The sequence below is a fragment of the Rhizorhabdus sp. P4_G5 genome, from assembly GCF_056401065.1.
Genome location: NZ_JBFUKB010000001.1, coordinates 286,935 through 299,293, shown reverse-complemented (window position 1 = coordinate 299,293; position 12,359 = coordinate 286,935). Strand labels below are relative to the sequence as shown.

Below are 12,359 nucleotides of genomic sequence, written 5' to 3'. Positions count from 1 at the left end.
ATGCGCGCGCTGCTGCTCTTTGCCGAGGATCAGGTTGGCGCGATCGAGGGCTGGTTCCGGCTCGTCGACGGCCGCGTCGTCGCGCGCGGATCGCAGATCGACGTCCTGCCGCCACGCGAGGCGGGCGAGCGCCTGTTCCTGCTGCTGGCCGGCAGCGAGGTGACGATGCGCTGGCTCGCCCTGCCGATGCTCACCGAAGCACAGGCGCTCGCTGCCGCCCGCCTGGCGATTGCCGACGACAGCCTCGGGCCTATCGATGCGCTCCATGTCGTGCTCGGGCGCGTTCATGGCGGCCATCGCCTCGTCGCCGCTATTGCGCATGAGCGAATCGCTGCGTGGCTCGACTGGGCAGCGAGCCTCGGCATCGATCCCGATCATATCGTGCCGCTTCCCTTGCTGATCGCGCATGGCGAGGGACCCGCGCGGGCCTGGGCCCGCCCGCGCCGCACGCTGGTGCATGGCGCGTTCCAGGCCTTTGCGGCCGAGCCCGAGCTGGCGGAGGTGCTGCTCGGCGATGCGACGATCGAAGCGATCGATGATGCCCGCTTCGAGGCGGAACTGCCGGCTGCCCTGCTGGCGCTACCGCTCGACCTGCGCCAGGGCGCCTGGCGGCGGCGGCAGGCGTGGCGCGTCGATGGCCAGTGGCGGCGGCGTATGCTGCGCTACACCGTGGCCGCAGCGATCCTGTTCATGCTGATCCCGGTTGCGCGCCTCGGCCGGCTCGCCTGGGATGCCTATCGGATGCATGGCGAGGCGGCGGAGGTCGCGCAATCGGCCTTGGGATCGCGAGACAAGCCGGATGATCCCCGCGCAGCGCTCCAGCACAGGCTCGAGGAACTGCAGGGGCCCGGCATGGGCTTCGTCGCGGGATCGGCCGTGCTGTTCGGCGCGGTGCGGCAGACGCCCAATGTCGAGCTTGCCGACCTGACCTTCGGAGAAGACGGGACGCTGCTCGCCAGCGTCCGCTCGACCAGCGGCGCCGACCTGGCCGAGCTGGTGCGGCGGATCGGCTCCAGCGGGTTGGCCGTCGAGACCAGCGGCAACGGGCAGGGGACCAGCAGCATCCGGGTGTGGCAGCCATGATCGAGCGGCTGCAGGCATGGTGGCGGCAGCGAAGTTCTCGCGAACGCCGGCTGCTGGCGGTACTGGCGGTGATCGCCGTGCCGACGCTGCTCTGGTACGGCGTCGTCCGACCGATGGATCGCGCGCTGGAGGCGGGACAGCGTGCCCGTGACGTGGAAGCGCGCAACCTGGCCGACGTGCTGCTGATGGCAGGCAGGATCCGGGCGGCGGATCGTCCGATCCGCGACACGCGGCCGGTCGACGCGCTGATCCTGGCCGATGCCGAGCGGGCGGGCTTCACGGTTGCCAGTGTCGCGCGCGATGGCGAGGGCGCGCTGCTTACGATCGACGCGGTGCGGTCCCAGCCCTTCTTCGCCTGGGTTGCGGCGATGAAGCAGCGCCGCGGCATGATCGTGACGCGGCTAACCGCACGGCCGAATGCGGATGCGACATTGTCGATCGCGATGCGCTTCCAACGCGCGCGCTGAAGGGGGAGAGTGGGATGAAAACGATAATCTGGTTTCTGCTGGTAATCGCCGCGGGCTTTGCGGCAATTGCCTTCGTCCCGCTCAAGATCGCGGTCGACCTGCTCCAGCTTCGCCGTTTTGGGCTGGAAGCGGCGCAGATCGAGGGCAATATCTGGTCGGGCCAGCTGTTCGACGCCCATCTTGGCAAGATCGCCCTCGGCGACGTGACCAGCAAGCTGTCGCTTGCTGACATCACCAAGGGCCGGCTGCGGCTCGACATCGCCGGCACCGACGAAGTGTCCCGGCTCAAGGGGGTGTTCAGCTATGGCCTCGGCGGGGCGGGCATCGACGATTTCGACATCGGCATGCCCGTGATGGCGGGCCCGCCGCCGATCGGTGGGGTCACGCTGATCGTCGATGGGCTGAAGGCGCATTTTCCCGGCGGCGATTGCGCCGATGGCAGCGGCGAGGTGCGCGCCTATCTGTCGGGTGCGCTGCCCGCAGTCGGCCTTCCCGGCGAGATGAGCGGCCCGGCGCTTTGCCGCGATGGCAAGCTGGCCTTCGACCTGGCGAGTCCGAGCGGGCGTGAGCAGGAGCTGATCACCATCCTTGCCGCCAACCGCTACAAAATTCGTGCGTTCATCCGGCCCGCTTCGCCGCAGGTCGGCCAGTTCCTCCAGTCCAAGGGTTTCGTGCCGGCCGACGACGGTTATGCCTATGAGGAGGAGCGGACCCTCTGATCCATGGCTTCCCACCGGCCCCGGACGGGGCCATAAGCCGGCCATGAACGCGATCAAGATCCTGGCGCGCCTCTGCGTTGCCGTGGTGCTGCTGGCCAGCGCCGTGGGCGCGCAGGCCGCACATATTCGCGCTGCCCTGGTGGCGGAGACATCGCGGCCTGCCCCCGGCAGCCGCGTCACCATCGCCCTCAGCATGACGCCCCAGCCCGACTGGCACGGCTATTGGCTCAACCCCGGCGACGCCGGAGCGCCCACCGATGTCGCCTGGACGCTGCCGCAGGGCGTGGCGGTAGGCCCGTTGCGCTATCCAGTGCCCGAGCGGCTGATCGTCCAGGGGCTGATGAACTATGTCTATGAGCGGCCTTATGCGCTGCTGATGAGCCTGACCGTGCCCAAGGGCGCAACGCCGGGCACGAAGCTGCACATTGCCGGCAAGGCGCGCTGGCTGGCCTGTTCGCCGTCGATCTGCGTGCCCGAGCAGGGGCCGGTCGCAATCGACATGGTCGTCGGCGACGGCGCCGTTACCGCTGCCGGCCGGGCGAGCTTCGATCGATGGCGCGCGAAGCTGCCGATGCCGCTCGGCCAGGCCGCAAGCTTCGAGAAGAAGAACGGCCGGATCAGGATCGCCGTGCCTTTCCCGAAGGCGCGGCCGGTCTCAAGCCCCTATTTCTACCCGGCTACGCCGGACATCATCGACTATGCCGCCCCGCAGGCGATCAGCCGGCGCGGCGACCGGCTGATCATCGAGGTGAAAGCCAGCCAGGCCGCCGCGCCCGCTGGCCCGCTCGAGGGGGTGATCGCCATAGGCCAGGATCGCGGCCTGTCGCTGACGGCCCGGCCCGGCAATGTCCCGGCCGCGGGAACGCCTGTCGTCTCGCAGGGCGATGCCGTTCCCGAAGGCACCGGCCGCCTGTTTCTGCTCGCGCTGGGCGGGGCGCTGCTCGGCGGCCTGCTGCTCAATGCGATGCCGTGCGTGTTTCCGATCCTCAGCCTCAAGGCTTTGAGCCTCGCTCGCAGTGGCGAGACCAATCGCCACGCGCGGGCCGAGGCGCTGGCCTATACCGGCGGCGTGGTGCTGAGCTGTATCGCACTGGGGCTTCTGCTGCTCGCAGTGCGAACGGCGATGCCCGGTGCGGGTTGGGGATTCCAGCTTCAGGACCCGCGCCTCGTCATGCTGCTGCTGTTGCTGGTGACGGCGATCAGCCTCAACCTTGCCGGGCTGTTCGAGCTTGGCGCGATCGGCATCGGCGACACGATGACCCAAGGAAGCGGCGCGGTGCCGGCGTTCTGGACCGGGGTGCTCGCGGCGCTGATCGCGACACCGTGCAGCGGCCCGTTCATGGCCGGCGCGGTCGCGACGGCGCTGCTGCTGCCGCCCTTCGCGGCCGTCGCGGTTTTCGGCGGCCTTGGCCTTGGCCTCGCGATACCGTTCCTGTTGATCGGTTTCGTGCCTGCCCTGCGGCGCCTGTTGCCCCGGCCTGGCGCGTGGATGAACCGGCTGCGGCGGATATTGTCCGTGCCGATGTTCGCGACGGCGCTCGGCCTGGCATGGATATTGGGGCGGCAGGTGGGGGTCGATCATATGATATTCGGCCTCGGCGCGGCGATGCTGCTCGGGCTTGCGCTCTGGTGGGTGGGGGCACGGCAAGCGCGCGGGCTTCGCTTCAGCTGGGTGCCGGTCCTGCCGGTGATGGCCGCAGCGGCGGCACTGACGCTGCTGACGCCGATAGGAACCGCCGCAGCACCGGCCACCCAGGCCGGGGAGGGTGGCGGTGAACCCTTCAGCGAGGCGCGGCTGTCTGCGCTGACCGGCCAGAACAAGCCGGTATTCCTCTATTTCACCGCCGACTGGTGCCTGACATGCAAAGTCAACGAGAAGGCAGCGATCGAACGCCAGGCGGTGCGCGATGACTTTGCGGCGAAGGGCATCACGGTCATGGTCGGTGACTGGACCAATGGCGATCCGGCGATCGGCCGATTCCTCGAGGCGCAGGGCCGCTCAGGCGTGCCGCTGTACCTGTTCTATCATCGCGACGGGCGTGTGGAGATGCTTCCCCAGATCCTTACGCCGGCCCTGCTGACCGGCCTCGCGGCATAGTCGGATCATGGCCGTGGCGTCGCCCTGCACGCAAGTCTGCCAGATAGAAGCGCGTAGCGGCTATTGCCGCGGATGCCTCCGCACCATCGAAGAGATCGCCGCCTGGGGCGCGGCCGACGATGGCTGGAAGCGCGCGGTTCTCGAAGGGGTGAAGGCGCGCGCGCTCAGGAAAGGCTGAGCCGGGGGCGCCCGCGCTCGATCGTGGCGGTCGCGCGGGTCGAGACGGTGCCGCCGGGTGCGGTCACCTGATCCACTACGCGGAAATGGCCCCGCCACATATCGCGGCTGAGATCGCAGATCATGTAGCCGCGCTGGTCGTTGGTGAAGGACAGGAACGGGTTGCGCGCAATCAGCCGATCGGTGCCGGGGCGCCTGTCGCTGCCATTGCCGCCGGAGGACATCGAGGTCGACACCAGTTCGACCGCCACCGCCTCCCCCCGGCCGGCATCGCGGCGCAGCTCTCCGGCGAGATTCTGATGCTCGTCGCCGGTCATCACGACGACATTGCCTAGGCCTTTCAGCCCGGCGAGCATGCGTTCGCGCGCTGCATCATAGCCGGCCCAGCTGTCCATATTGCGCAGTTCGGCGCGGCCGTCGTCGATGCGGCGATCGAGCGGCATCATCATGACCTGCTGGGCGATCAGATTCCAGCGGTTGTCCTTTTCGCGCAGCGCCTTCGCCAGCCAGGCTTCCTGCCCGGTCCCGAGCACCGTCCTGTCCGGCCTGGCCACATCCGGGCAGACCGGTTCGAAACTGCCCGTGCAGGGCAGGGGGCTGCGATATTGGCGAGTATCGAGGAAATGCACGTCGAGCAGGTCGCCATAGAGCGCCCGGCGATAGAGCTGCATCGTGCCGCCGGCCGGCATCGAGGCCCTGCGCAACGGCATATGTTCGTAGTAGGCCTGCATCGCCGCCGCCCGGCGCAGCGCGAACAGCGCGGGATCCTTCTGGAAGGGGCTGACGCCGCCGGTCCAGTTGTCGACGACCTCGTGATCGTCGAAGGTCACGAACCAGGGGGCCGCGAGATGGGCACTCTGCAGGTCCGGGTCCATCTTGTACTGGGCGTAGCGCCGCCGATAGTCGCCGATGGTGTAGCATTCGCTGCCGACATGATCGCGGACATGGATGCGCGGCGATCCGTCGCGCTCGTAATTCACCTGCCGCGCGCGATCCTCGTAGATATAGTCGCCATAGTGCCAGATGAAGGCGACATCCTCCCGCGCGAGATGGGCGTAGGCGGTGTACAGCCCGTCCTCATAATGCTGGCAGCCGGCCACGCCGAAGCGGAGGCTGTCGAGCTGCTTGCCGGGGAGCGGAGTCGTCCGCGTTCGCCCGAGCTGGGTCTTCTCCCGGCCGACCATGAAGCGGTACCAATAGGGCCGGTCTGGATCGAGCCCGGATATCTCGACATGCACCGAATGGCCGAGCTCGGGCCAGGCCGTGGCGACCCCCTTCTGGACGACCCGCTTCATGCCGGGATCATCGAAGACCATCCAGTCGACATCGACCGGGGCGGTGGGCATGCCACCATGATCGTCGAGCGGATCGGGACAGAGTCGGGTCCACAGCACGAACCCGTCGGGGCCTGGATCGCCCGAGGCGACGCCCAGCCGGAAGGGAAAGGCGGTGAACAGCTGCTGCGCGCGCAGGATGGCGGGCGCAGCGAGAAGGGCCGTCGCGGCACCGGCCAGGACGTTGCGGCGGGAAATCATCGTCATGGCCTGCGCCTCCAGCGTTGCAGCCTTATGACGCGGGCGTCCGCACGGCGGCAAGGCCGAGCCAGCGGGCGACGGCGCGGCTCCGGCGGAAAACCAGCCGTTCCAGCGACAGCACGCCCGCCAGGGTCGCGCCGAACATCGGGAAGAACAACGCGAGCAGCAGGATTGCGCCGATCAGCAAAGGCCCGAAACGCGGCCGGCCGAGCGGAATCGGCGCGCCGAGCAGCCCCTGCGGTCGCCGGCGCCACCACATCACCGCGCCGGTGACGGCCGTCACCAACAGGCCGATCGCCGCCAGCAGGCCGAGCAACTGGTTCCCCAGCCCGAACAGCTGGCCTTCGTGCGCAGCGGTGCCATAGCCGACAAGCTGGTCGATCCAGTGCCGCTCGGAGAAGTCTTTCCGGCCCACGATGGTGCCGCTGACCCCATCGACGGTGAGATTCACGCGAAGCGGCCGGTTGGCGCTGTCCGACTTGGCGGTCCACAGGCCATCGCTGCCAGCGGGCGGCGCGATCAGCACCGGCCCGGCCAGGCGAAGCGGTGCGACATTGGCGATGATCCGATCCAGCGGCGCATAGTCGATGCGCGGATGGGCCATCGTCATTCCCATATGCTCGGCATGGTCGCCCATCATCTGGGCGGTGCCCGAACCAGCCCCGCCGCGTGAAGATGTCGACCAATCCTGCGGCCCATCGGTCGCGCCGGTGATCGCCCGGACTTCCTTGAGATAGCCGCCCCAGGCATTGGCCCATGGCAGGCCGGTGAGGATCAGCAGCAGTGCCAGCCCCGAGATCCAGATCGCGGTCACCGCGTGCAGGTCGCGCCAGAACGCACGCCCACCGAGCCGGAGACGCGGCCACAGCACGCCGGCCAGCCCCTTCGCACCGCGTGGCCACCAGAGATAAACGCCAGTCAGGATCATCATGATCGCCCAGCAGGCGGCCGTCTCTACGACCCAGCTGCCGGTATCGCCGATCATCAGCTCGCCGTGCAGCCGGAACACCCAGCGCATCAGCCGGTCCTGTTCCCGGACATTCTTCAGGATCGCCAGCGTCTGCGGGTGGACATAGACCCGGCTTTCCCCGCCGGCCTTGCCGACGATGACCTGGACTGCCTGGCGCGGCGTCTCGGGAAGCTGATATCGATGGAGCACCGATCCCGGCACCGCGTCGACCGCCGCACGAGCGATCCGGGCGGCGCTCATCCTTGGCCCGGCCGTTGCGACATCGGCAAAGGGACGGTCGATCAACGCCTCGATCTGCGGCCTCCAAAGATAGATGGATCCGGTAACGGACAGCCATATTATCAGTGGGATACAGAAGATGGCTGCGTAGAAATGCCAACGCCATACGGCGTTGTACCAGCGGCTCCCGGCCTGTTCCACGCTCACAGGACCCAGCCGGCCTCGATCACGAAGGTTCGTTGCGGATAAGGGTGGAAGACCCAGGCCTTGTCGTTGGTAAGGTTGTTGACCCCCGCCGAGATGCGCAGCCCGTCGGCAATGCGGTGGTTGATCTTCGCATCGACCTGAAACAGCTCCGACGTGTAGCCATAGGTATCGCCGCGCTGGAGCCCGTCGATATCGCTATTGGGTCGCGACGCATAGCGCGCGCCGAGCGACAGATCGGTTGCATGATCGAGCCGGTAGCTGAGATCGCCGCTCAATCGCCAGCGCGGGATGCGCGGGAACTGTACGCCTTCCGACGCAGGATCGGCACGATTCTTGACCGTGACCGCATCGATCCAGGCGGCGTTGGCGTCGATGTCGAGGCCATTGAACGGCCAGTCATGGGTCTCGACGATAAGCTCGGCGCCATATTGGCGGGTGACGTCGATATTCTTGAACGTCAGGCTCGAGACGCCGTTCGCGTTGAAGCCCAGATAGTTGAAGATCCCATTCTTCACCCGTTGGTAGAAGATGCTGCCCGTGATCGTGACCGGCCCGAGCGCATGACGCAGCAACAAATTGGCGTCACGGCTCCGTTCCGGTTTAAGATTCGGATCGAAGCTGTTGGTATTGAAAGATCCATCGCCGTTGGGCGTCCCCTGAAAAAGCTCGCCGACGGTTGGGAAGCGGGTGGCAGTGGCGAGGCTGAGTTCGGTCGCCCAGCCGGGCGCGAAAGCCCAGCGTCCCGACAGCTTCGGATCGACGCTATGATCGCGGCGCGGCGCGTAGCGCGTTGCGCTGCTGCGACTGATCAGGCCGCCGTCATAGGCCCGCCAGAAGTCGGCGCGGATACCGGGCGTGACGGTCAATCCCTCGCCAAGGCTGATCTCGTCTTCCGCGAACAGGCCGATCAGCCGGCTTTTGCCGAGCGTCCGATAGAAGAAGGTGCGTCCGGTCGCCTCACGCCAGCGCGCGGTCGCATAGTTCGCCTGGTCGGTGCGATAGCGGTTGGTGTTGACCCCGAAGGCTATGGCATGGCCGCCGATCGTCCGCGATGCCGCCAGATCGAGCGTGTACCAGTCCGTCGGTCCCTGCTCGATGAGGATGCCGGGCCCATCGGCAAGCCCGGCCGCATAACCGTTGGAGCGGCGCATCGTCTGCTTGTCGAACTGCAGGGTCGACAGATTCGCGCTGACATCGAAGCCCAGCAGCGGCGCGGCGACCTTGAGCCCGCCCAGCCATTCGTTCTTGGCTGCGATCCCCTGATTGAAATTGAGGAAGGGATTAAGCGTGTAGGTGGTGCCGTTGAGCAGCACCCTGCCGCCATTGGCCGCCGATCCGTAGAAGGGCGCGCCGGCAGCCGTGCGCAAATAGGTTTTGGGATCGAGCTGGCGCTCGACATTCCACCAATAGGTGAACAGCGCCTCGACATGCACGTCGCCGCTGTCGAAGCGCAGCTGCGCGCGCGCCTGATCCTGCCGCGTATGCCCTGTCGCGTAGTCGCCCGCCACGGGGGTCTTGATGATGAGGTCCGGATCGACCACGCCGCCGGCGATCGGCGTCGCGGGAGCGCCGGGCGCAGCCGCGACCAGCTGATAGAATTGCTGGGGCTGCACATTATTTTCCAGCCGGCGGCCGGAGACGCGCACCGAGAAGGGGCCGTCCTTCTGCGTGAAGCCGAAGCCGGCCTCGACCGAACCGCCCCACAGGCTCTCCTGCGTGCCATATTGGCGATAGGGCTGGATGAAACCCTGGACGGTGCCGAATGCTTCGGTGCGTTCGGGGGCACGGGTGGTGATGTTGATGATGCCGCCCATCGAGTTACCGGGATAACGCGCCGAATAGGGGCCATAGACCACGTCGAACTGCCGGACCTCGGATGGGCTGACCACGCCCCAGGCTGGCGGGAAGGCGAAGCTGTTGCCGAGAAAGTTGGAGATGACGAAGCCGTCGACCATCACCAGCGCCCGCGCACTCTGGGTGCTGTGGGTGCCGCGGAAGCCGGGCACGGCGTTGTTGTCGCCGATGAAGCGGGTGCGCACGAAGAAGTCGGGCGCATATTTTATCAGATCTTCGACGTTCAACGCGTTGATTCGCTTGAACTGTTCGTCGCCGAGGCTCACCGAGAGGCCGCGCGGCTCGATGCTGATCGGATGGTCCTGTTGGCCGACCACCAGGATGCTGTCCGAAGGATCTTCGGCATGGACGGGGGCCGCGGCGAGCGGAACGGCGGCGAGAACCGCCCACAGGCGGTGGGAGTCGAAAGTCGACATGGAAACCTCGGAATCGTGTGGCAACAGCCGCCAGGGGCGGCGACGAGTTACGCTACGACTGGAGGCCCCCTCAGCGGTGGCCGAAGATGTGCGCTGCGCGCTTGCGGCGGCGATTGTTCGAGCCTTAGGCCCAAGGCAATGACGAACGCTATGGCTGAGCCCAGCAGGATCGGATCGGTGGCCGATGTCGCCGCCTGGTTCAGCGAAGCGAAGGCGCAAGGCTTGTCCGCCTGATCCTTGCCATGGTCCTGATGGCCAGGCTGGCCAGGCAGGGCGATGGTGACGGTCTTGCCCGACACGCCGCTGCAGAGCTCCACGGTCAGGCCGGCAGGCGAGACGCTGGTCATATAGCCCGTAGGGATAAGTGCGCGGACGGCAAGCGCCAGCACCATGATCGCCATCGCGATCACGGCATGGCGGTGCAGCATGTCGCGGGCCCCTGTCATGGGGCGGCTGTTAGACCAGGATGGTCCGCCTTTCCAGCGAAAGCTGGACCCGGGCCGCTAAAGGGAGATTCGTGTGGTGATCCGGAAATCCCGTCCCGACAGCGGCGCGAAGTCCTTGAGATAGCTCGCATGACGGCGCGCGTTCACGTCGAAGATATTGTTGGCCGACACTATCACGCTGGTGCCCCGATTGTCCGCCAGCGGCCGGAAGGTCAGCGATGCGTTGACCATGGTGAAGCCGTCGGTCGGCGTCTCGGCCGGCGCCAGCCGGCGCGCCCTGTCGGTCCATTCCACCTCGACGCGGCCATCGACGCGTTCGCTGTCGGCGCTGAGCCCGCCGAGCAGGCGGAGTGGCGGAATGCGCGGCGCCGGGCCGCTGCCTTGGATCTGGGCGTGCACATAATCGCCCAGCGCGTCCGCCTTGATCGCGACATCGCCGATGGCCGCCAGCTTCAGCGTGCCTTCGACCTCGGCGCCATAATAGCGCGCCTTGGCCTGGAAGTTGCGGAACACGGGCAGCCCGTCCCGCACCGTGCCGTCGCGGCTGTCATAGATGAAATTGTCGAACCAGTTGTAATAGAGCGAGGCGTCTAAGGTGAAGGCTGGGCCCTTGCCATGAAGCACCGCCTCGACGCCCCAGCTGCGCTCGGTCCTGAACTCGGGGTCGCCGATCTCGAACGCCTCGGTGCCGGCATGCGGGCCGTTGGCGAACATCTCTTCGGCCGATGGCGCCCGCGCCGTGCGCAGCAGGTTGCCGCCGACGCGCCAGTTGGGAGCGAGGCCATAGGACGCGCCGATCGAGCCGGACACCGTCTCGAAGCTGCGGCGGCCGCTGAAGAATTGCGATTGATCCTCGAACGGGTTGGCCGACAGCCAGCTTTTCTCATAGCGCGCGCCAGCCTCGATCTTGAGCTTGCCATAATCGAGCTGCTGCAGCGTGAAGAGGCCGATCTGCTGGGTCTGGTTCCGCGGCAAAAAGGCTTCGTCGCCGACGACGTTGAAATCGCGGGTGAAGAATTGCGCTCCCGAAGCGCCGTGCCAGACGCCACGGCCGGCCTGGATCAGTTCGATGCGCCCCTCGAAGCCATGATTGTAGAAGGCGGTGCCGACCGAACCGTCCTCCTCGAGTTCGAAGTGGCGATATTGAGCGTAAGCCACCCGGGCGCGGATCGTCTCGATCACCGATCCGCCCGTGGCGACCTCGGCGCGCGCGTCGAGGCGGTTCTGGACGAGGTCGATTCGCGGCGCTTCCTGGCCTTGGCCGGGCAAGGTCGCATAGCGGATCGGCACGCCATAGACGCTGTCATAATGGCTGTAGGACAAGCCATAATGACTGTCGCCGTCGACATAGGCCAGGCCGCCACCCGCCACCCAGGTCTTGGCGCTGCTGTTCGGAAGCTTGCCCCTGACGGCGGCGTTGGCGGCGAAGTCGATCGGCTCCGCGGCATCCGGATCGGCCGGCAGCTGCGCGCTGGCCAGCGCCTCGGCACGCGCCCGTGCGGCCAGGGCATGCCCGCCGATGCGCATGTCGCCGGTCTTCAGATAGCTGCCATCGAGATGGGCGACGAAGCCATGGCCGATCGGCGTATCGATCGCGACGCCGCCCGATCGTTCGTTGGCGGCGCTGCCATAGCTGGCAATGGCATCGACATGGATCGTCTCGTCGGGAATCGCGCGCGGGATCCGCTTGTCGATGACATTCACCACGCCGCCGATCGCGGCCGAGCCGTAGAGCAGTGCTTCCGGGCCCCGCAGCACCTCGATGCGCTCGGCGAGGAGCGGGTTGATGACGACGGCATGATCGACGCTGGTGTTCGAAACGTCGACCGAGCCGATGCCGTCGGTCAGCACCCGGACCCGCTCGCCCTGCAGGCCACGCAGGATCGGCCGCGACGCGTTGGGGCCGAAGGAGGTGGCCGAGACGCCGGGTGTCCGCTCCAGCGTCTCGCCGATGGTGGGCCGCAATGCGTTGGTCAGCTGCGCGCCGGTCAATACCGAGGTGCCGGCGAGCACGTCCATCCGATCGCGCTTCACAGCGGCGGTTACGATGATGTTGGCTGGATCGGGCTTGTGGAAATCCGTATCTTCTTCGGCGCGGGCAGCGGTGGCGGCGGCGATGCCGATGAGGGCGAAGGAGAGGATCTGAACTGGCGACCGTGTCATGCTAT

The 12,359-nt window shown here is 67.1% G+C and carries 10 protein-coding genes; 5 read left to right on the top strand and 5 right to left on the bottom strand.

Annotated elements, in window-relative coordinates:
* The 5 genes from gspL to AC1DQK_RS01360 are packed head-to-tail and all read left to right on the top strand — an operon-like array spanning window position 1 to window position 4,545.
* Window positions 1-1,083 carry a type II secretion system protein GspL gene (gene gspL / locus AC1DQK_RS01380; RefSeq protein ID WP_477866588.1) on the top strand — a complete coding sequence of 361 codons (1,083 nt, stop codon included), beginning with the start codon at window positions 1-3 and terminating at the stop codon, window positions 1,081-1,083.
* The gene (gene gspM, locus AC1DQK_RS01375; RefSeq protein WP_477866586.1) at window positions 1,080-1,550 is read left to right on the top strand and encodes a type II secretion system protein GspM; all 471 of its coding nucleotides are present in this window, start codon (window positions 1,080-1,082) and stop codon (window positions 1,548-1,550) included. The genes gspL and gspM overlap by 4 nt, the downstream gene beginning before the upstream one ends.
* 14 nt (window positions 1,551-1,564) lie before the next feature.
* Window positions 1,565-2,269, top strand: a complete 705-nt coding sequence (gene gspN, locus AC1DQK_RS01370; RefSeq protein WP_477866584.1) for a type II secretion system protein N — start codon at window positions 1,565-1,567, stop codon at window positions 2,267-2,269.
* Between the two features lie 43 nt (window positions 2,270-2,312).
* Window positions 2,313-4,367 carry a protein-disulfide reductase DsbD family protein gene (locus AC1DQK_RS01365; protein WP_477866582.1) on the top strand — a complete coding sequence of 685 codons (2,055 nt, stop codon included), beginning with the start codon at window positions 2,313-2,315 and terminating at the stop codon, window positions 4,365-4,367.
* A 7-nt stretch (window positions 4,368-4,374) separates the two neighbouring features.
* On the top strand, window positions 4,375-4,545 hold the full coding sequence (locus tag AC1DQK_RS01360; protein ID WP_477866580.1) for a DUF1289 domain-containing protein: 171 nt from the start codon (window positions 4,375-4,377) through the stop codon (window positions 4,543-4,545).
* Here the strand turns inward: AC1DQK_RS01360 and AC1DQK_RS01355 are convergent.
* The 5 genes from AC1DQK_RS01355 to AC1DQK_RS01335 are packed head-to-tail and all read right to left on the bottom strand — an operon-like array spanning window position 4,532 to window position 12,354.
* Entirely contained in the window at window positions 4,532-6,085 is a 1,554-nt protein-coding gene (locus AC1DQK_RS01355) for an alkaline phosphatase D family protein (protein WP_477866578.1), read from the bottom strand. The genes AC1DQK_RS01360 and AC1DQK_RS01355 overlap by 14 nt on opposite strands.
* A gap of 25 nt (window positions 6,086-6,110) precedes the next feature.
* Window positions 6,111-7,469 (bottom strand): PepSY-associated TM helix domain-containing protein, encoded by a 1,359-nt coding sequence (locus AC1DQK_RS01350; RefSeq protein WP_477866979.1) that lies wholly within the window; start codon window positions 7,467-7,469, stop codon window positions 6,111-6,113.
* Between the two features lie 2 nt (window positions 7,470-7,471).
* Complete coding sequence (locus tag AC1DQK_RS01345; protein ID WP_477866576.1) at window positions 7,472-9,745, bottom strand: TonB-dependent receptor; 2,274 nt, start codon at window positions 9,743-9,745, stop codon at window positions 7,472-7,474.
* A 47-nt stretch (window positions 9,746-9,792) separates the two neighbouring features.
* Window positions 9,793-10,191 carry a DUF2946 family protein gene (locus AC1DQK_RS01340; protein WP_477866574.1) on the bottom strand — a complete coding sequence of 133 codons (399 nt, stop codon included), beginning with the start codon at window positions 10,189-10,191 and terminating at the stop codon, window positions 9,793-9,795.
* A gap of 57 nt (window positions 10,192-10,248) precedes the next feature.
* A complete protein-coding gene (locus tag AC1DQK_RS01335; RefSeq protein WP_477866572.1) occupies window positions 10,249-12,354 on the bottom strand; it encodes a TonB-dependent receptor in 2,106 nt (701 codons plus the stop codon).
* Between the last annotated feature and the right edge of the window lie 5 nt (window positions 12,355-12,359).